This is a genomic window from Levilactobacillus muriae, from assembly GCF_045862015.1.
Taxonomy (GTDB): Bacteria; Bacillota; Bacilli; order Lactobacillales; family Lactobacillaceae; genus Levilactobacillus; species Levilactobacillus muriae.
Genome location: NZ_BAAFRU010000017.1, coordinates 1 through 18,514, shown reverse-complemented (window position 1 = coordinate 18,514; position 18,514 = coordinate 1). Strand labels below are relative to the sequence as shown.

17 protein-coding genes, 12 tRNA genes, 1 rRNA gene and 1 riboswitch are annotated in these 18,514 nt (G+C 47.7%); of the genes, 11 read left to right on the top strand and 19 right to left on the bottom strand.

All coding sequences use genetic code 11. From position 1 onward, the window contains the following. The first annotated feature begins 7 nt into the window (after positions 1-7). Both ACKTSF_RS11315 and ACKTSF_RS11310 read left to right on the top strand, forming a co-directional pair. Positions 8-91: transfer RNA gene (locus ACKTSF_RS11315), tRNA-Leu, on the top strand. A 583-nt stretch (positions 92-674) separates the two neighbouring features. After that, positions 675-1,154, top strand: coding sequence for a MarR family winged helix-turn-helix transcriptional regulator (locus ACKTSF_RS11310; protein WP_407889498.1), 480 nt, complete (start codon positions 675-677; stop codon positions 1,152-1,154). 90 nt (positions 1,155-1,244) lie between these two features. Here ACKTSF_RS11310 and ACKTSF_RS11305 read toward each other — a convergent pair whose 3' ends face one another. Together ACKTSF_RS11305 and ACKTSF_RS11300 are read right to left on the bottom strand one after the other, a co-directional pair. After that, entirely contained in the window at positions 1,245-1,922 is a 678-nt protein-coding gene (locus ACKTSF_RS11305) for a CPBP family intramembrane glutamic endopeptidase (protein ID WP_407889496.1), read from the bottom strand. Between the two features lie 365 nt (positions 1,923-2,287). Continuing rightward, on the bottom strand, positions 2,288-2,491 hold the full coding sequence (locus ACKTSF_RS11300) for a hypothetical protein (protein ID WP_407889494.1): 204 nt from the start codon (positions 2,489-2,491) through the stop codon (positions 2,288-2,290). Between the two features lie 275 nt (positions 2,492-2,766). On the opposite strand from ACKTSF_RS11300, the gene ACKTSF_RS11295 reads away from it, so the two are divergent. Continuing rightward, positions 2,767-5,484, top strand: a complete 2,718-nt coding sequence (locus ACKTSF_RS11295) for a glycoside hydrolase family 65 protein (RefSeq protein ID WP_407889492.1) — start codon at positions 2,767-2,769, stop codon at positions 5,482-5,484. A gap of 13 nt (positions 5,485-5,497) precedes the next feature. Then, on the top strand, positions 5,498-6,169 hold the full coding sequence (gene pgmB / locus ACKTSF_RS11290) for a beta-phosphoglucomutase (RefSeq protein ID WP_407889490.1): 672 nt from the start codon (positions 5,498-5,500) through the stop codon (positions 6,167-6,169). 326 nt (positions 6,170-6,495) lie between these two features. On the opposite strand, the gene ACKTSF_RS11285 is transcribed toward pgmB, so the two are convergent. Continuing rightward, positions 6,496-7,266: a Cof-type HAD-IIB family hydrolase gene (locus ACKTSF_RS11285; RefSeq protein WP_407889488.1), complete on the bottom strand. Its 771-nt coding sequence runs from the start codon at positions 7,264-7,266 to the stop codon at positions 6,496-6,498. 155 nt (positions 7,267-7,421) lie between these two features. Between ACKTSF_RS11285 and ACKTSF_RS11280 the strand changes: the two genes are divergently transcribed. After that, a complete protein-coding gene (locus tag ACKTSF_RS11280; protein WP_407889486.1) occupies positions 7,422-8,069 on the top strand; it encodes a deoxynucleoside kinase in 648 nt (215 codons plus the stop codon). 52 nt (positions 8,070-8,121) lie between these two features. Here the strand turns inward: ACKTSF_RS11280 and ACKTSF_RS11275 are convergent, their stop codons facing one another. Both ACKTSF_RS11275 and ACKTSF_RS11270 read right to left on the bottom strand, forming a co-directional pair. Further along, positions 8,122-8,451 (bottom strand): DUF960 domain-containing protein, encoded by a 330-nt coding sequence (locus tag ACKTSF_RS11275; protein WP_407889484.1) that lies wholly within the window; start codon positions 8,449-8,451, stop codon positions 8,122-8,124. 66 nt (positions 8,452-8,517) lie between these two features. Continuing rightward, entirely contained in the window at positions 8,518-9,993 is a 1,476-nt protein-coding gene (locus ACKTSF_RS11270; RefSeq protein ID WP_407889483.1) for an MDR family MFS transporter, read from the bottom strand. A gap of 304 nt (positions 9,994-10,297) precedes the next feature. Between ACKTSF_RS11270 and ACKTSF_RS11265 the strand changes: the two genes are divergently transcribed. After that, positions 10,298-10,879 carry a helix-turn-helix transcriptional regulator gene (locus ACKTSF_RS11265; RefSeq protein WP_407889481.1) on the top strand — a complete coding sequence of 194 codons (582 nt, stop codon included), beginning with the start codon at positions 10,298-10,300 and terminating at the stop codon, positions 10,877-10,879. A gap of 153 nt (positions 10,880-11,032) precedes the next feature. On the opposite strand, the gene metK is transcribed toward ACKTSF_RS11265, so the two are convergent. Further along, positions 11,033-12,220 carry a methionine adenosyltransferase gene (metK, locus tag ACKTSF_RS11260; RefSeq protein WP_407889479.1) on the bottom strand — a complete coding sequence of 396 codons (1,188 nt, stop codon included), beginning with the start codon at positions 12,218-12,220 and terminating at the stop codon, positions 11,033-11,035. Continuing rightward, positions 12,218-12,336: riboswitch (SMK box riboswitch) on the bottom strand. It overlaps the preceding gene by 3 nt. A 128-nt stretch (positions 12,337-12,464) precedes the next feature. Between metK and ACKTSF_RS11255 the strand changes: the two genes are divergently transcribed. Together ACKTSF_RS11255 and ACKTSF_RS11250 are read left to right on the top strand one after the other, a co-directional pair. Then, a complete protein-coding gene (locus ACKTSF_RS11255) occupies positions 12,465-13,172 on the top strand; it encodes a hypothetical protein (RefSeq protein WP_407889477.1) in 708 nt (235 codons plus the stop codon). 122 nt (positions 13,173-13,294) lie between these two features. Next, the gene (locus tag ACKTSF_RS11250) at positions 13,295-13,639 is read left to right on the top strand and encodes a hypothetical protein (RefSeq protein WP_407889475.1); all 345 of its coding nucleotides are present in this window, start codon (positions 13,295-13,297) and stop codon (positions 13,637-13,639) included. 113 nt (positions 13,640-13,752) lie between these two features. Here the strand turns inward: ACKTSF_RS11250 and ACKTSF_RS11245 are convergent, their stop codons facing one another. Next, positions 13,753-14,349 carry a hypothetical protein gene (locus ACKTSF_RS11245; RefSeq protein ID WP_407889473.1) on the bottom strand — a complete coding sequence of 199 codons (597 nt, stop codon included), beginning with the start codon at positions 14,347-14,349 and terminating at the stop codon, positions 13,753-13,755. Between the two features lie 343 nt (positions 14,350-14,692). On the opposite strand from ACKTSF_RS11245, the gene ACKTSF_RS11240 reads away from it, so the two are divergent. The 3 genes from ACKTSF_RS11240 (at position 14,693) to ACKTSF_RS11230 (ending at position 16,504) form a co-directional block, all read left to right on the top strand. Next, positions 14,693-15,013, top strand: a complete 321-nt coding sequence (locus ACKTSF_RS11240) for a heavy metal-binding domain-containing protein (RefSeq protein ID WP_407889471.1) — start codon at positions 14,693-14,695, stop codon at positions 15,011-15,013. A 388-nt stretch (positions 15,014-15,401) separates the two neighbouring features. After that, on the top strand, positions 15,402-15,968 hold the full coding sequence (locus tag ACKTSF_RS11235) for a matrixin family metalloprotease (RefSeq protein ID WP_407889469.1): 567 nt from the start codon (positions 15,402-15,404) through the stop codon (positions 15,966-15,968). A 314-nt stretch (positions 15,969-16,282) separates the two neighbouring features. Further along, positions 16,283-16,504, top strand: a complete 222-nt coding sequence (locus ACKTSF_RS11230; protein ID WP_407889467.1) for a hypothetical protein — start codon at positions 16,283-16,285, stop codon at positions 16,502-16,504. An 815-nt stretch (positions 16,505-17,319) separates the two neighbouring features. Here ACKTSF_RS11230 and ACKTSF_RS11225 read toward each other — a convergent pair. The 12 genes from ACKTSF_RS11225 to rrf all read right to left on the bottom strand — a co-directional run bounded on the left by ACKTSF_RS11225 (position 17,320) and on the right by rrf (position 18,506). After that, positions 17,320-17,404, bottom strand: a tRNA-Leu gene (locus tag ACKTSF_RS11225). A 31-nt stretch (positions 17,405-17,435) separates the two neighbouring features. After that, positions 17,436-17,506 (bottom strand) — tRNA-Cys (locus ACKTSF_RS11220). Between the two features lie 60 nt (positions 17,507-17,566). Further along, a tRNA-His gene (locus tag ACKTSF_RS11215) sits at positions 17,567-17,639 on the bottom strand. A gap of 14 nt (positions 17,640-17,653) precedes the next feature. Beyond that, a tRNA-Trp gene (locus ACKTSF_RS11210) sits at positions 17,654-17,724 on the bottom strand. Between the two features lie 7 nt (positions 17,725-17,731). Next, positions 17,732-17,814 (bottom strand) — tRNA-Tyr (locus ACKTSF_RS11205). Positions 17,815-17,819: 5 nt separating this feature from the next. Beyond that, positions 17,820-17,892, bottom strand: a tRNA-Phe gene (locus ACKTSF_RS11200). Between the two features lie 52 nt (positions 17,893-17,944). Continuing rightward, positions 17,945-18,018 (bottom strand) — tRNA-Asp (locus ACKTSF_RS11195). 18 nt (positions 18,019-18,036) lie between these two features. Further along, positions 18,037-18,109 (bottom strand) — tRNA-Val (locus ACKTSF_RS11190). 16 nt (positions 18,110-18,125) lie between these two features. After that, positions 18,126-18,198: transfer RNA gene (locus ACKTSF_RS11185), tRNA-Glu, on the bottom strand. Between the two features lie 12 nt (positions 18,199-18,210). Then, a tRNA-Ser gene (locus tag ACKTSF_RS11180) sits at positions 18,211-18,301 on the bottom strand. Positions 18,302-18,310: 9 nt separating this feature from the next. Continuing rightward, positions 18,311-18,383, bottom strand: a tRNA-Asn gene (locus tag ACKTSF_RS11175). Between the two features lie 6 nt (positions 18,384-18,389). Then, positions 18,390-18,506: ribosomal RNA gene (gene rrf, locus ACKTSF_RS11170) — 5S ribosomal RNA — on the bottom strand. Positions 18,507-18,514 lie beyond the last annotated feature (8 nt).

The following is an 18,514-nucleotide window of genomic DNA, read 5'->3' as shown; positions in this document are numbered from 1 at the left end:
TTGAGTTGCCCCGATGGCGGAACTGGCAGACGCGCAGCGTTCAGGTCGCTGTTTGAGAGATCAAGTACAGGTTCGAATCCTGCTCGGGGCATCATGAATAACTGATATAGGAACCTTGTTAGATTAACGTCTAACGAGGTTCCTATTTTTTATATCTCGTATTCACCAGCTTGATGTAGACACCCTCTCTTTCCACATCAAGTCACTGCTTATTTCCTCACGCGTCTTTTATTATCATCTCAATAAAATTTAATTTTTTATTTTTAAATCTTCTGTTATACTTAAACGGCCTTGTCAACCAGGTAATCAATTGACTTCTTTAATCATATTTCGAAAAAGCATTCTGCCGGATTAGTCTCACCTGAGTCCCCGCAGTCGTTTCCCTTTTAAGTTGACGTCAGATGCTCGCCACAATCACGTATACCCTTTACGAACTGACCACTCCCCTGAATTTTGAAAGTGGACTAAGGCTAAATTTATCAACAATCGCTGTATTTATCTATGGATATGCTATATAATTATCATGATGTTACATTTTAACCAGATTGCCTCTCATTTTGATTGTTCACGTGACCAAAATGGGCTCGTGACGAGCAGGCTGAGGTATTTTACTTGCCAGCGGCAATTTAATTGTATACAATACACTGGAAAGTAAACGAAAGGAGGCCAATACGATGGCAGACGTTAACCCCGTATTGTTGGATGAACAGTTATGTTTTTCAATCTATTCGGCCAGCAAGAAATTCAATCATTTTTACCAGAGTGCTTTAGCGCCCTTTGGCTTAACCTATCCCCAGTACATCGCAATGCTTGTTCTGTGGGAAAGAGCCCCTCTGACTGTTCACCAACTTGGCGAACGCTTGGAATTAGACAGTGGCACGTTGACGCCGTTACTGAAGCGACTCGAAAAGCAAGGCTGGGTCACTCGGGTTCGGAGTCAAACCGACGAAAGGCAAGTCCTGATTCATTTGACTGAAATGGCCACAACCAAGCGTGATGAAGTCTACTCACGAATTGGTCAATGTCAAACGTTGCTTGGGATGTCGTCAAAAGAAATTGATTCGATGATGACTGAGCTGGTGACCGTCAAACAACAGCTCGATACGGTCAGCAACGAACGACTCATTACAAAAGAAGTCGATAAAGTTAATTAAAGAAGACCAACGCCCCCATTTACGAGTGCGTTGGCCTTTTTTGTCGTATTCATTAGCTAATTTACGTGACTTTACAATGAATTCCTTTCCCTAGCGCAGCGTTGCAATCATCGCGGCCACTGCAATGAGATTGTTAAACCCATGCAGAATAATTGTCGTCTGGAGCTTGTCCGTCTTCCGGTAAATGTAGGCGAACGTGCCGCCCATCAGTGCATAGACCAGCCAGCTAATGATATTATCACTCTGGTGGACCAACGAAAAAATGACCCCACTGGCAATGACCGGCACCCAGAACATCTTGGCCGGGAAACACCCGCCGACGAGGATTCCCCGAAAAGTCAGTTCCTCCAGAAAAGGTGAAGCCAACACGGCTGTCAGGCTAAGCATCACCAGTGTCAACGTGCTATGCCCCATGATATCAGCAATCAAGGTGTTATTCTTCGTACTAGTTTCGCCAAAGAAAACGTTATTGACCACGTTCAGGATAATTTCCGTGACAATAATGAACACGTATCCCTTGACCATTAACTGCCAGTCCTCACGTGTCAACCGTTGCCAGTGAACGGGATGCACCCGCTGAAAGATCCAAGCACCCAACGCAATCGCCACGGCAAAGCCGACTAGGTAGCCGGCTGCCCACAGTCCCCGTTGCAGTGTGGTACCGTGCGCCATAAAGTTTAGCGGAATCTGAACCACTGACGTCACGACAATCATAATCAGGACCCATCCAAAATTCCAATAGCTAACTGGTTGCTGTTTAATTTGCACGTTATCATTCCCTCTATCTCTTTGTTTTTTTGCCGAACAAACCCGTAACCCGTCTAGGCTACCACCGTTTATCGCATCCTATTAAAAACCGCAAAAATTTTTCCGAATATTTATTTTTTAATGGCATTTTTTCGTATTCTGCGGTACTATAGGTTTGCGGGTAAGTTTGAACTAAGGTTCAACTTACGCGTGAGGCTTCTGTCCTCATTCAACAGACAGATTTCATTTTACTCCCCCAAAGTAGATGAAATTTTTACAACATAATCCCCCAATTATGTTGTAACCTTACTCTTTGGCCATTGCGACTTATCGTAATGGCTTTTTTTTGTGCCTATTTTTAAGCGTCACATCTTCTAGGGGATTCCCTAGTCATCGTCATCTTCAAATGGTCGGTGCGGCCACAACGTCCAGTACAAGAAGAAATTGACGACCGTTGCCAGCAGCATGCCACCAAATCCGACCACAACTTTTAGCCAACCAACCAAGGCCCACGCCAGCACCCCCCAGAGGGTACCTCCAATAATGAGACCGGTCGCTAGGATAATTAGGATCATCGTTAACACTTTCACCAGCGTTAGCTCCCTTCACAAGTTCAATACCAAAAGCTTACCACGTTTCTGCCAACTTATCGAAAATAATTTTGATGCCATTTATAAGTGTAATTGGTCGAACCAATGGTGAAGAATTCAAATCGTGCAATCGCTTGCAATAGCGCCGTTTTAGCGTTTTACCTCACCCCAATTTTAGCGAATTCAAGGGGAATTAATTGCTTATTGTCAGCCGGTAATCTAAGATAAATAGTGAAGAATACGCTAAGTTTTAGCAGAAAGGACGACGATCAAGCTTGAAAATAATTACATTACACGTTTTAGATGATTCCTTGCAGGTGAGTTACTCGCCGGCCGGCCAACCCGCTGCCCAGCGGCAATTTACGATTGCCTACAATTCGGATCAAGCTATCGGCGAAAATTTGGAAAATTTACGACTGAAGTTAGCGGGTCTCGATGTGGACGCTGCCGTCATCGACAATGCACTGAGCTACCCCTTCTCCGATACTGTCGTCGGCATCAATCACCAACGGATCGACATCGGACTCGCCATCACTAACATGCTCAACATCCCCGTTGTCAGCAGTCAGGCCATTGCTGACCAGGGTTTAAATGCGGCGCTTACCGCTAAACGCAACTACCTGAGTTGGCACCTCGACTATTACGGCCAATATCAAGGAAAACGGAACTACGGGCAAGAGGCTATGCTCACCGTGGGCAACGGGTTCTTTGGCCTACGAGGTGCCTACACCGAAGCCCATGCCGATCACGACAACTATCCCGGCATGTACACCGCGGGTCTCTATGATCAACTGTCGACCAATATTAACGGTCGCCAAGTTACGAATGAAGATCTAGTCAACCTGCCTAATGCGCAGGCGCTAACCTTTGGTGTTGACCATCAGAATCCATTTCAGATCAAGGCCAGCGACATTCAGGACATCTATCGTAGTCTCGACCTACACACCGGTGCCCTGTCAACGACTATGTTGGTTCAACTGCCCACCGGCCACAGTTTACAAATCAAAACAACGAAGCTCGCCAATATGAAAGACTGGCATCGCCTCGGCATCCGCTACAGTGTGACCCCCCTCAACTTTGCGGGCACCCTGCAAATCTATTCAGAAATTGATGGTAGCGTTATCAACAGCAACGTTGACCGTTACGCCGCCTTCGATCAACATCACATCAAGGTGACTGGCACCGGTCAACAACCCGACACAATCTACTTGGAAGGTCAAACCAAAGCCTCCAAGGTCAACTTTATCTTTGGTTCCCAACTCGTTGGTCCCGGTAAAGCGCTCGATGCCCCAGTCGACACCCGGCCGAATGCCGAACAACACATCCAGCAAATGCGCTCGGTTGCCGTCCAACCTAACCAAACCTATACCTTTGAAAAAAATGTGGTGCTGTTCACCAGCCGCGAAACCAAAACGGACCTCATGACGACCGCCACAGCCGACCTCCAACAAGCTAACTTTGCTAACACCCTGGCCAGCTCGACCGCTTACTGGCAACAACGGTGGGCCGGCGCCGATATTCAGATCACCGGTGACATTACCGCGCAAAAATTAACGCGGGTCAATCTCTATCACCTGTTCTCCTCGGCGCAAGCCATCGCTTCCGGCAAGATTGATGCATCCGTCAACGCCAGAGGCCTCGATGGCGAAGCTTACCGGGGGCACGTCTTCTGGGATGAAATGTTTGATCTTCCCGTTTACGCGCTTCACGATCCGCAACTCGCCAAGCAACTCCTGATGTATCGTTACCGACGACTGCCAGCAGCCAAGCAGAACGCTAAAGACGCGGAATTTGCTGGCGCCATGTACCCGTGGCAATCCGGTGAGGTCGGCGACGAACAGTCACAAGTGGTTCACTTGAACCCCCTGACCAACACCTGGGACCCGGACTACTCCTCGTTGCAACGCCACGTCTCATTGGCCGTCGCCTACAACGTGATCATGTACACCCACATTACCGGTGACACGGACTTTATGGCCAACTATGGTTTAGAAATGTTGGAGGAGATCTCACGGTTCTGGCTCAGCAAGGCCAAGTTGGATACGAAGACCAACCGTTACACGATCGATCAGGTCATGGGCCCCGACGAATTTCACGAGAATTATCCCAACTCTGAGTCAACTGGTCTGGCTAATAACGCCTACACCAATCTGATGGTCACCTGGCTTTTCAACCAGTTGACCGATCTGCGGCAATCCTTACCACAGGCACAGGTGACAGCCGTCGATCAGAAGACTGGCTTTGACCAGGATGTAACAAAGAAGGTCGCTGATGTGAGTCACCACCTTAAGCTAGATATCAGTCCGGACGGCATCATCGGGCAATTTGAGGGTTACTTTAAGCTCCCTCGCCTAGACTTTAGCAAGTACCAGAAGAAGTACGGCGACATCTCCCGAATGGACCGGATCTTAAAGGCCGAGGGCAAGACGCCCGATGCCTACCAGGTCGCTAAACAGGCCGATGCCTTGATGGCCTTCTACAGCTTGGATGCTGCGGCTGTCATGGGCCTGCTCAAACAACTGGGTTATGACTTACCGCAGCAGGCACTGATGACGAATCTACAGTTCTACCTCGACCGGACGACCCACGGTTCCACCCTCTCACGCATCGTCTACGCCGTTTTGACCGCGATGGCTGGGAACATGGACCAGTCGTGGAAACTCTTCTCACAGGCCCTGCTGTCCGACTATTACGACATTCAAGGCGGCACCACTGCCGAAGGCATCCACCTCGGTGTCATGGGCGCCGTTACCCTGATGTCCACGCGGCACTATGCTGGTGTCGATGTCCTCGCACCCCAGCTCACAGTGAACCCCCGCTTGCCAGAAAACTGGCAGGCCATTCGTTTTCATCAGCTGGTTCGGGACATCCGCTACACCTTTGAGATCGACCACCGTCAAGTTACGGTAACCGCCGACCATACTGCCACACTAACCATTGGTCAACACGAAGTTTCACTAAAACCGCAACAACCCGCAACCATTTCATATTAAGGAGTGTTTCGCAATGACAAAATTTGCTGATATTAAAGGATTCGTTTTCGACTTGGACGGGGTCATCACCGATACTTCCGTCTTGCACGGTACTGCCTGGCACCAACTGGCCGACTACCTCGATGTGGCCTGGAGTGAAGAGCTTGCTAACGGCCTCAAGGGCATTAGCCGGATGGACTCGCTGGAAATGATCTTAAAAGCTGGGGGTAAGGAACACGATTACACCCAGGCTCAAAAGGAAGAATTGGCCACCAAGAAGAACACGAACTACGTGGCCGAGGTCGACAAGATGACACCTGCCAACATTCTCCCGGGGATGAAAGCTTTCCTAGACGATCTGCGGGCTAAGGGCTACCAGTTATCCTTGGCATCTGCTTCCAAGAACGCCCCTCGCGTGCTGGACAAGCTCCAATTAGCCGACTACTTCCCAAAAGTCGTTAACCCAGCTAGCCTGACCCACGGCAAGCCAGACCCTGAGATCTACACCAAGGGTGCGCAACTGTTAAACTTACCGCCCGAACAATGTATTGGGGTCGAGGATGCTGCTGCCGGTGTCCAAGCCATCAATGCAGCTAATGAGGTCTCCCTCGGTATCGGTGATGCCACTGAATTAGGTGCAGCCGACATGGTCTTCGCGGACACGGCAGACGTGACGTTGGCTAACATTGCTAAGAAATTAGACTAACCCAATTATACTGGTAACGGCGCGCACCATAGCACCGGTTTTAGAACCTGAAAAACGACAAATTAACGCATAACGCTACTGTTCCCAATCACGGAATAGTGGCGTTTTTGATTACCCCTACTGATCACTAATGAAGGAAATGGCGAGTTTGTTACATCCTTTCTAGTAACTTTAGAAAAATTTAGGCTCTCATAAATAAGATAATAAAAAGACGACACCCGCCATTCCCCACCGCAACGGTGAGTGAACTAACTGACTATCGCCTGTATTTTTGAACTGTTTTCCCCAAACGAAATACGCTATACTAACAAGACTGGTCATCTGCCTTATTGGATCAAGCCGTAATGGCGCAGACCCTTCACGATACCGTCATCCATATTGCCATCCGTGACGTACGCCGCCTTATTCTTAGCCTGGAAGACGCCGTTGCCCATGGCAATCGGAATATCGACCTCGTCAAACATCTGCAAGTCGTTTAGGCCATCCCCGAAGGCATAGGTTTTGATCTTGTCGAGACCGGCTTCTCTCAGGAATGTCCGAATTCCCGTCTGTTTGGTGACACCCGTCTGCATGGTATCCAGTGCCCGCGGATTGTTCCGCACGAAAGATAACGTGCCCGCAAATTTTTCTTGGTAAATTTTCTCTTTGTCGCGATTGAAGACATTCAGGAAGTTAATGTCCTGAGACTGATACCATGTGGGGGCGACCTGCGCGTCTAACCGCAATAATTTAAAGTTATCGGTCGTATCTTGATTGGCTTGACTCAGGCGAAATCCCTGATTGTTGAAATACCCCAGCGGATCACCTTGCGCCTTGGCGAAAGCCGTGATGGCCGCCAACGTCTTCTGGTCGATCACGGCCGCGGTTAATTTCTTGCCCTGATACTGCACGTAACTACCGTTCGCACTGACCACAGCATCGATTCCCGTGGCATCCAAGACATATTGAATTTCAAAAATGTTTCTTCCAGTCGCAATAACTGGTAAAATATGATGTTGTTGCATTTCTTGAATGGCTGCGACACTTGTCGGTAAAACATTCTTGTTGTCGTCAAATAACGTCCCATCCAAGTCAAAAAAGACGATTGCTTGATACATTTAATCAACCTCCTAATCCACTAATACCAACGGTTTCATTATACAACAATGACCAAAGTACTGGAAATGGCGAAAAATTTTCTTCCCGGCAGATGTAGTAGTCAGTCATTTTATGGTACACTATATCTTGTATTTCTAATAAAAGAGGGGCTATCATGGTGATAATTACAGCTGGAATGATCGGGGTCGGCAAAACGACCCTAACTGGAAAAATCGCATCACACTTAAATACGCAAGCATTCTTCGAACCGGTCGGTGATAACCCGGTGTTACCACTCTACTACCGGGACCCAAAGCAATATGGTTTCTTGCTACAGATCTACTTCCTGAACAAGCGGTTTAGTATGATCAAACGTGCCCTCGCGGACGACAACAACGTCCTCGACCGTTCAATCTATGAAGACGCCCTGTTCACGCGAGAAAACAACGCTGAAGGGAACATTACGGACACCGAACTCGAGGTTTACTTACAACTCCTTGACAACATGATGACCGAACTGAATGAACTCCCAAAGAAGGCACCAGATTTATTAGTTTACGCTGACGCCGACTTCGACACCATTCTTCACCGTATCAAGAAGCGTGGTCGGGACTACGAACAATTCGACAATAATCCTGAATTGGAATCTTACTACAAGAAGATGTGGACGGCTTACCAAGGTTGGTTTGCCGACTACGACATCAGTCCTAAGATCAAGATTGACTTACAGAAGTACGACTTGGATCAACCAGGTAATACTGAGCTTGTCTTGCGTCAAATTGATGACGCCTTAAAAGACATTCGGACCGACGCAACGGTCTAAATTGACAAAAAACTCCCCCAAGCCAGAGATGGTTTGTAGGAGTTTTTTTAATTTAATGGTCCGCCGTCTCGGATGGCAGCAGGATAATCTGGCTGTCACCATCATCGTAGGCCAAGACAGTATCTGGGAGTTCGGGAGCATAAGCGAAATCCGTATCGAACCCCGCACTGAGGGCTCCTGGGTGATCATCTTCATCCAATTGAACGTATTCAAACGTAGTCGTCCCATTGTTATTATGCAGCTTAAACGTCAGTAGATTCTCCAGTGGGAATACCCCTTGGAGGTCTTGGTCGATGATATCCCAAACGGCGTCGATCATGTCGCCGGGCAAGGCCGCAACGGTACCGTAACTGGCGTAACGTGAATGATTATTTTCAAACATTTTCTTCGCCTCCACTCTCGGTCATTTAGAACTATTATACCGTACCTAAGCTTAAAACGGGAATATTTACGCTTGATGGTCACTCAAGCTCTGCGTGCCTCGGCGGTCGAGTAAGTTGACCAAGAATGAAACCACAATCAGGCAGGCGCCCACGATAAAAATCAGGTGTAGCCCTTGATATAGAATACCATGTAACGTAGGCAACAAGTGGGCTGGGAGGTTCTTGGCCGTTTGTGGGTTAATTAACTTATTCATCATCGCCATGCTGGTACCAGAATGACTGGCAACACCACGGGCCATGACCACATTCATCACGATCCCCAAGACGGAAACCATAACGGTCTGTCCCAGCGTACGTGCTAAAGTATTGAAAGATGTTGCCACTCCAATCTCAGCCACTGGAACCTTACTCTGTACTGTCACGGTCGTGGTAGTAATCGTAATCCCAAAACCGGTCCCACAGATGGCGGCGATGACAAAGAAACTCCAGAATGGCGTGGTTGCGGGAACAACGGCCATGATGACTGCCCCGATCAACACCAATGTCAGACTAATATTAACAATTTGATACGGGGAACGTTTCATCAATAATTTACCGGCAATAAAGGACCCCACGATCCACATTAGAGAGCTGGGCGTAATCGCGAACCCCGCCTCGGAGGCCTTCAATCCCAACAGGCCCTGCGTCCAAGTTGGGAGATACACTTCAAATCCCATGATAAAACCACTTAACATCGCGGCAATTAAATTTTGGACCACAAAAGTTCGATTGCTAAATAATTCCATGGGAATCAAGGGATCATCCGTCCGCTTTTCTCGGTGAACAAATGCCCAGAAGGCAACCACAGCAACGATTAGGCCGCCAATAACCCACATGACGTTGAGGTCCCCTTCACCAAGTAGCTGAAACGTCAGCATGACGGCCAGGAGCCCCACAGACAGCCAGATACAGCCGGCCCAATCCATGGTAAACGCCTTACGCTCGGTCTTTTCATTGAGAAAGAACCAGATTAACCCCATGGTCACGATGCCGATTGGAATATTGATGAAGAAGATCCAATGCCAGCTCAATTGATCGACGATGAATCCCCCTAATAAGGGGGCGACAACCGCCGCAATCCCCCAGGCAGACCCATTGAGGCCCATGACTCTAGCGCGCTGCTCGACGGGATAAATATCAGCAAGAATCGTAAATGATACGGGCATGATAGCGCCTGCCCCGATACCTTGCAGGGCACGCCAAGCAATCAGAGTCTCCATGCTGTGAGACATCCCTGATAACGTAGATCCCAGAACGAAGATGAAGAGCCCAACAAGAAAGACCAATTTCCGGCCAACAGTATCAGCCAATTTACCATAGATGGGCGTGGCAATGGCACTCGTCAGTAAGAAGATCGAGAAGACCCAGTTCATCAGGGAAACTCCCCGTAAATCACCAACAATGGTGGGCATGGCAGTTGACACGATTGTCCCCTCAACGGCAGACATGAAGGTGGCCACAAAGACGGCGATGGTGACGACCTTAACATTTGTTTGTTTCATAATTTCCTCCTACCGTTGGGCCCCACCACGCAACGAAACTGAGTAGCCAACAGCGCTACTTCCCAAATCCTGTTTGACACAGTAATATCTTATATTATCACGGGTCACTTGTGAAAATACAACCCCTGACGAAAATAAATCTAGTGCACCCGTCGAGAGGGTTCATTTACAATTACGACGTCTGTTTCCAGCCTGAAATTAGTCATAACTATTTTAAATCCTTGCATTTACGGCAATGTCAAAGACTTTTGGCAGACAAATCTCGAATGATATGTCATGCTTATACTAATTGGAAGAGGATTTCATGGAACATCTAAAATTGCAAGCAGCACTCATTAGTCACCGGAAACAGCAGCATTGGACCCAAACCGATTTGGCCGACCATTTATATCTTTCCCGACAAACAATTTCAAACTGGGAAAACGGTCGGACTTATCCAGATATTAAAAGCTTGATTTTACTGGCAAACCTTTACCACGTGACTGTCGATGAACTCGTTAAGGAAGATTTGAAGACAATACAATCACAGACACACCAGCATCATTTAAAGTTAGTGATCACCGGCGCTATCGTTTGTCTGATCTTGGTTTATGGTCTATTCATTGGGTTGCATTGGCTGCCTATGGTACCGACCGTTATGGCCATTGCTGCTTTGACCACAGTTGGCCTAATTCTGGCCGCTTATCTGATCTACTTGAGTCAGCGGCTCCAACTAAAAACCTTTCGTCAAATCAATGCTTATCTCAATCATCAGCCCGCGCCACAAGCCGCACCAACTCATACACATCAGGTCATCGTCCTGACGTTAAGTGCCCTAGTTGGTCTAATTATCGGGGGCGGTCTCACTTGGTGGATTGCAACATCCATCTTAAACTGGTCCTTGTAGTCTAACTAAAGACATATCACCACATGTCTTTAGTTAGGTCTCCCTGCAACCAAAATCGACAATTTATGGTCCCATCAACCGAACGCAAAAATCCCATCAGCCGGTGAAATACCGAACCGATGGGATTTTATTTTAAGAATTTAAACATGGTGCCTATTTGCAAGCAGCTTTCAACGCATCGACCTTGTCGGTATGTTCCCAAGGTAAATCGATGTCGGTCCGCCCAAAGTGGCCGTATGCGGCAGTTTGCTTGTAGATTGGCCGCTTTAAGTCGAGCATCTTGATGATGCCGGCTGGACGTAAATCAAAGAGTTGACGAACGGCCGCAGATAATTTGCTTTCCGTAACGACCCCTGTACCAAACGTGTTGATAGAAACCGAAACGGGTTCCGCTACACCAATCGCGTAAGCAATCTGGACTTCACATTCCGTTGCCAACTTGGCAGCCACAATGTTCTTGGCGATGTACCGCGCAGCATAGCTTGCTGAACGGTCCACCTTCGTGGCATCCTTCCCAGAGAAGGCCCCACCACCATGGTGAGCAGCACCACCGTACGTGTCGACGATGATTTTCCGTCCCGTCAAACCGGCATCCCCTTGAGGGCCCCCAATGACGAAACGACCAGTTGGGTTGATAAAGTACTTCGTCTTGTCGTCTAACAAGTGGGCGGGAATGACTTCCTTAACCACTTGATCGATGACATCTTGACGAATTTGGTCTAATGTCACGTCCGGATCGTGTTGTGTACTCAAGACGACCGTATCGACCCGCAATGGCTTCCCCTCATCGTCGTATTCAACGGTGACTTCCGCCTTCGCATCTGGCCGTAAATAATCAATGGTGCCCATCTTCCGCAAGCTGGCAATCCGACGCATCAAAGCGTGACTCAGCGTGATGGGAAGAGGCATCAATTCTGGTGTCTCATCGATAGCATAACCAAACATCAAGCCTTGGTCACCAGCACCGATCTTGTCCAGTGGATCTTCATCACCTTCACGCGTTTCGTAGGAGTCATCGACCCCTTGCGCAATGTCGGGCGATTGTTCATCGATAGCGACGAGGACGGCACAGTTGTCGCCGTCAAAACCGTACTGACCGTCCGTGTACCCAATTTCCTTAATGGTTTGGCGAACGACCTTTTGGATGTCCACGTATGCCTTGGTAGAGATTTCACCGAAGACCAGCACCAAGCCAGTCGTAACGGAGGTCTCGCAGGCAACCCGTGAATCCGGATCCTGAGCCAGTAAGGCGTCTAAGATGGCGTCACTGATTTGGTCAGCAATTTTATCTGGATGTCCCTCTGAAACGGATTCCGACGTAAATAAATGTCTTTCTTGCAATGGATATTCCCCCTAGATAGTGTTGACGGCGAGTTGACCGATAATCTCGCGCCAGTCGGTTACAAGGCAGCTTCACTGAGTTCGTGAATCCTATCGGGAATTGACTCATAACTTAAGCATTCTAACATATATTAATGAGGGATAAAAGAAACCTTGCCATTTTTTTGCAAAGAATGATTGACCAGGGTCAAAACAATATCTATTATAAAGGATAAGACTAAATCAGTTGAAATGGAGCGATTCCATGACCACAATCATGGCCTTCTTAAAAAATAAGACGGTACAACAATTATTTGTTTTTACCTTTTTTCAAAATCTGCTTTGGTGGGTCGCAGGGTCGACCGCCGCAACGGGAACGCCCTTAGCCACTAATGTTAAGGTCTATCTCGGCGGATACGGGATACTCGTGGCTGCTGGCTATTTCTTGATCCTCAAGCGCCATTTCCAGTCGCACATTGGCCCAATTCTCGTGGTCGCAGCGGCCACTCTAGGCTTATTGGCTGCGCCCCATGACCACCTGCTCCAATTATTTGCTATCCTGCTGTGTGTCTTTCTTGTTCTGGCGTGCGTTCCCCAATTAGGATTGCAATCCGCTTATGGTCTCGTCGTCTTCAGCTTCTTGGCTGGCTGTGGGGTTCCCGTGATCTTGTTCTTCCTGCGCAATCACTACCTGGCGATGCAATTTTTAATGCCAATGGTGCCATTAGTTGCTAGCTATCTGGTCTTCTTCGAACCCTACTATCTAACCGGGGAGCGTGATTGGCGCTGGACACTGATCACCCCCACCATCTTGATCCTGGCGCTGCTGACGCTGGGCTTCTCGTGGCAGGTTTTCCTTGCTGCCATACTAGCACTAGCTTACTGGTGGCTTCAACCCAAAATCAATGAACACTACCGACTGGTCACAACCAGCGTCGTTCAGCTGATCTTGGGCCTACTGATTTTCGATTAAATCATCGGTAAAGTAATATTTAGTTGCGTAATTTTAAAGTTTCGCTAAGCTCGTAAGCAATCGGTCCACCTCCACCAATTCTCGTGTTAGAATGGGGCATCATTGAAATTGGAGGAACCCTTATGCCTGAAATCAAAGTGATCGGTGACATCCTAAGTGGTAAGTTTCAGCCAACGTTAACGGGTAATACCATTGTGGACGCTGCCTTGATCGATCGCTTTTGTCAGAGCTTGATCACCGCACTTGCCCTATCGCCACAATCCGTTCACGCTGAACATCACTGGGATCTCGTTGTCGATCCCGCAACCATTTATGTCGTGGATGAGCATATTTTAAACGCCAGCGGCCATCAACGCAGCATGGCAAACATTATCCCAGTCAATCACACAGCACTGCTACGCGGCGAAGTTGGTGCGACTAAACGTAAATTAGCGACCATCCTAGCTGCCCAGTCGTCAGCTAACTAATGAATCCAACCTGCAAGGTACTTGCGGTTGGATTTTTCTTTGCCCCTATTTATGTCCTTGCTTCCAAGTTGTATGTATCTGCCACCGTTCGTAGCAGATGTCTCGTCACTTGATTATGTGAAGTCCTTGATATGAAGAATGGCGGCCTTGAGCCACACTGAGCGGCTCTCTAAGCGCTGCTGAAGGAGCATTAGACCGTCAACCATGTCACAGGGCTGGCCTTCAACATAGAACTGTATCTTAGCCTGGTAGAGGTGATGATTCTGAATATCATATGTGCGCCGCATTTTATAACCCAATTGCACGTACGTAAGCGTTTCGACTGCAGTTCCCGTCTTGATATCGCAAGCATCGGCGCGTGACAGCTCGTGTTGAGGAAAACAATATTTCTGATGAGAATCACGATCCCAAAACTCCAGTTGATACGTTGCCGCAACGGATTTTTTGAGGAACCGTCCGATCCGCGTGAAGAAGTTTCGGCGAAAGTGCGTTAAGTCACTTACATCCTGATAAAACAACCGCTGATCATGGTAATTCGCGAGTGGTGCGTGTAACGACCGCTCCAACGCAATCACGGCCTCATGATGGGCCCTTTCAGCAGCTAAGAAAGTATCGATCTGGTCACGTTGACTCTGTGATAATGGCTGATTCAGTGTCTCGTTTGTGAGTGCTTCCAGGGGGCGTCGTGATTTTCTACCTTCTGTCGTCATGCTTTCTCCTTAGGGTGGTACCTCTTATTAGGTCTCCACAAACCACAGCTTAACATGTGGTTTTTCTGATTAACAGCTAATAGCATTGTCAAGTCAGCCAGTATTAATACACTGATCTCAGTTATATGCAAAATTTTAAACTGCAAAAGGTGAGAAACAGACTCTAGCGCTGAATATACAGCCAAATATCGCCTATTCATGCAGTTTTACCAGTGCAAATTAGGTCAAAATCCGTCGGTAAAGTTTTGAAAGTTGACTGCCGCCATTCTCCCCGGCCGTAAAGTTGTATTCATCGGCTAACACCGGTATATTAAGGGTAACCCAACTGAGGAGGATGTATATTATGGCAGAAATTCTAGTCACAACAACTGAAAAGATTCCCGGACAAGATTACGAGGTTTTAGGTGAAGTCTTTGGCCTGACCACGCAGTCCAAGAATATCATGCGGAACATCGGCGCTTCCCTAAAAAACGTCGTTGGTGGGGAAATCAAAGATTATACCAACATGTTGAATGAGTCGCGAAACATCGCGATTGAGCGACTGCGTCAAAACGCCATCGATATGGGGGCAGACGCCGTCGTTATGATGCGCTTTGATTCCGGTTCCATTGGCACGGACATGCAATCCGTAGCGGCTTATGGGACAGCCGTGAAATATCGCTAATTACCCCATAATAGGGAAAGTGTTACCACTGAATGTTCGTTAAACTTCCATTATAAATATACTTTTAAAAAGACTGGATAAAGGACCCTTTCCGAAGGTGTTCTACCTTATCCAGTCTTTTTTGTTGCCCTTTAAAGTTGGCGAGTAGCCATTTAGGCGTAATCTTTCAAGTGGCCACAACGCCTGATGTGTAACGCTTTTCGCGGTGTTGCTGGGTTTTTTTGACCGTTTATATCCACTTCCACAATATTGTCCCGTGGAAACTATCCATACTCACCATTGTGCCACAACAACTAATCAATGACCCGCTTTATACTAACGATAGTCAATAAGGTATGACACAACCGAATTGCGAAAAGTTCGGGAATTAAGAAAGTAGGTTATTCAAATGTTAAAGAAAGTTGTTAAATGGACAGTTTTAGTAATCGCCACCATCGTCTTGACCCTCACAAGTTTAAGCATCACGATCCTTGCATCCGCAAATAGACCAACACCTTCATGGGGCAGCTGGAACGCCACCACCATTACTTACAAAACTAGCAATTCTTCTTCTTACTACAAGAGTGTTTGGCAAAACGCCGTTAAGCGTTGGAACAAGGTTGGTGTGGTTCAGTTAAAGGCTGCTAAGAGCGGTGAAAAGGCTGACATCACCTTAACCTCTTCCGAATCATTAAGCACCAAGAGCGGTAAGTTAGCCGGTTACACGAACTACTCCTACTTAAAGAAGAGCGACAACAACCAAATTGTTTCCGCTCAATCCACGTTGAACCGTAGCCTCTTAACTAAGTACGGTTACACCAAGAATCAACGGACCAACGTTGCTACCCATGAAATTGGCCATGCTTTAGGCTTGAGCCACTCGGGTGACAAGTCCAGTGTGATGTATGCTTCCGACCGTTACGCTTCCATCGACCATCAAGACAAGGTCGGCTTACAAGACGCCTACGAAGGCTAATCATTCTAGCTTCAACAACTTTCTTAATAATCTACGAAATCCTAGCCTGTCCAGCTAGGATTTTTTTATTGCCCGCATTCTGAGTCCCCTATAAGGTTTCGGGTATATCTGCTACATCCCAGATACTTTATCTCCCCTCAACCATGCAAAAAAATTGTGCGCTCGGGGGCAAAATAGCCAGTCCATACAACGGCACTTTCCGCGTTTGTGTGAACTGGTTATTCGTGTCCCGTTTATTTGACTCGCAAATTATGGATGACGTTTTCTGATTTGGGAGACATGCCCCGCTTTTCCAGCTCCTCGATTGGCTTGCTGTGTCCAATCGCTATAGCATCGTGGTAGGCGTCGGTCTACACGACAATCTACCAGAAACGCCGGTCGCCCTTCTTCACTTTGCCGACGACCACGTACTTGCCGAGTTTCAACTGGACACCGATCAGGTCACCGATAGTATAGCGTTAGACGTCCAAGTAAACCTGATCAACGAATGGGGCGCAGTCCAACTTGTCAAAGCATCACGACCAACACCAACATAGCGATACGACACGACCAGATAGCGTTTAACGGCCGCTACCAGCCGATTGACCCGACTATTGGGTTTGGGGATGGCCTTGCTTGAAGACCCAGTTATTTTGCATCTGAGGAGCCTTAATGTTGCACGTGATCTAACCAGTCTTCAGAGTCACCGTCAATAGATTATTTAGTTTTAAATAAGACATTATCCACCTAGTGACGTGTCCGTTAACCTGGATTGACCCAACACTGAGGTTATGACAGGGACCCCTGCTCAGCTGATGATAACGTACTAAACGATTCTCATACACGTTCTCGTCATTGATTTCAGCTGCTGGACGTTGCTGTACTTGACCGTAACTGCTAAATTTGCTGGCCTGCGGCTTGTTGTAAAGCATGAGACTAGTATTACGCCCCATGCTTTGCCAGCATGATGGAGGCCGTTTTATAGTTGTTAACCCTGTCGCGTCTAGCTTCTCGTACGTATAAGAAGTCCTCTTCCTCAGACGAACGAGCTGCTGTAGCGCGTCTGAGAGGCATCCAGCTCCAGTAAAACACCACTTATCAGTGGCAGCCAATCCAATTGACGCGCAACGAAGCTTTATTCAGGTTCACTATTCTGGGGCCTTCTAAGTCTTCTTACTCACTAACTCAAGATTTCCCATTTCTTATGTCTGCTGACTCCAGTCCAAAACCGTTCGAAACCGGCCGCGATGATCACCTTTCTTGCGGAATACGGTATAAACATCTCTCACCAAATTTAAATATAAAAAAACGACAAGCCTGAATTAACAGTACTTGTCGTTACTTTTATGAAAACCGAACGTGTTCATTGTGATACCGGAGGTGGGGTTCGAACCCACACGACCTCAACGGTCACTGGATTTTGAGTCCAGCGCGTCTGCCAGTTCCGCCACTCCGGCAAAAAAATATTGATTGGATACACCCAGTCAAAGGTGGTAATCGGATTTGAACCGACGATGAAGGTTTTGCAGACCTCTGCCTTACCACTTGGCTATACCACCATAATCGCCTATCCAATCTGATTGGAACAGCTAAAGATAATTCAAGATGCCCAATCTAAGGGCGGTATGTGGGAATCGAACCCACGCGTGCCGGAACCACAATCCGGTGTGTTAACCACTTCACCAATACCGCCATCACATTACAAACAGGGATAGTAGGAGTTGAACCCACATCGACGGTTTTGGAGACCGTTGTTCTACCATTGAACTATATCCCTATAATGATGGTGGGGAGTGGATTCGAACCACCGAACCCGAAGGAGCGGATTTACAGTCCGCCGCGTTTAGCCAGACTTCGCTACCCCACCATAAATGGCGCGGGACGGAATCGAACCGCCGACACATGGAGCTTCAATCCATTGCTCTACCAACTGAGCTACCGAGCCATACCATCATGTAATATGTTTGTTGTGTATTAAATTATTAATAACATAACAACGGTCCGTACGAGACTCGAACTCGTGATCTCCTCCGTGACAGGGAGGCGTCCTAACCAACTAGACCAACGGACCATAATGTATTATGTTATATGGAGGATACAGGGCTCGAACCTGTGACCCTCTGCTTGTAAGGCAGACGCTCTCCCAACTGAGCTAATCCTCCATGTTAATTGTTGCAATGACCCGTACGGGATTCGAACCCATGTTACCGCCGTGAAAGGGCGGTGTCTTAAACCACTTGACCAACGGGTCATACTTTAGAAACGGAGAGTGAGGGATTCGAACCCTCGAAACAGGTTAGTACCCGTTTACAGCATTTCCAATGCTGCTCCTTCAGCCACTCGGACAACTCTCCATTATTAAGCTCCGGCAGGCGGGCTCGAACCGTCGACAACCTGATTAACAGTCAGGTGCTCTACCAACTGAGCTATGCCGGAATAATCGCGTGGCAACGTCCTATCCTCGCAGGGGGCGATCCCCCAACTACTATCGGCGTGCTAAAGCTTAACTTCCGTGTTCGGCATGGGAACGGGTGTATCCTTTAGGCTATCGCCACCACACTATAAGA

Coding starts and splice junctions, on each gene's coding strand:
- ACKTSF_RS11310 (WP_407889498.1), top strand. CDS start 675: ATGGCAGACGTTAACCCCGTATTGTTGGATGAACAGTTATGTTTTTCA.
- pgmB (WP_407889490.1), top strand. CDS start 5,498: ATGACAAAATTTGCTGATATTAAAGGATTCGTTTTCGACTTGGACGGG.
- ACKTSF_RS11285 (WP_407889488.1), bottom strand. CDS start 7,266: ATGTATCAAGCAATCGTCTTTTTTGACTTGGATGGGACGTTATTTGAC.
- ACKTSF_RS11280 (WP_407889486.1), top strand. CDS start 7,422: ATGGTGATAATTACAGCTGGAATGATCGGGGTCGGCAAAACGACCCTA.
- ACKTSF_RS11275 (WP_407889484.1), bottom strand. CDS start 8,451: ATGTTTGAAAATAATCATTCACGTTACGCCAGTTACGGTACCGTTGCG.
- ACKTSF_RS11270 (WP_407889483.1), bottom strand. CDS start 9,993: ATGAAACAAACAAATGTTAAGGTCGTCACCATCGCCGTCTTTGTGGCC.
- ACKTSF_RS11265 (WP_407889481.1), top strand. CDS start 10,298: ATGGAACATCTAAAATTGCAAGCAGCACTCATTAGTCACCGGAAACAG.
- ACKTSF_RS11255 (WP_407889477.1), top strand. CDS start 12,465: ATGACCACAATCATGGCCTTCTTAAAAAATAAGACGGTACAACAATTA.
- ACKTSF_RS11250 (WP_407889475.1), top strand. CDS start 13,295: ATGCCTGAAATCAAAGTGATCGGTGACATCCTAAGTGGTAAGTTTCAG.
- ACKTSF_RS11245 (WP_407889473.1), bottom strand. CDS start 14,349: ATGACGACAGAAGGTAGAAAATCACGACGCCCCCTGGAAGCACTCACA.
- ACKTSF_RS11240 (WP_407889471.1), top strand. CDS start 14,693: ATGGCAGAAATTCTAGTCACAACAACTGAAAAGATTCCCGGACAAGAT.
- ACKTSF_RS11235 (WP_407889469.1), top strand. CDS start 15,402: ATGTTAAAGAAAGTTGTTAAATGGACAGTTTTAGTAATCGCCACCATC.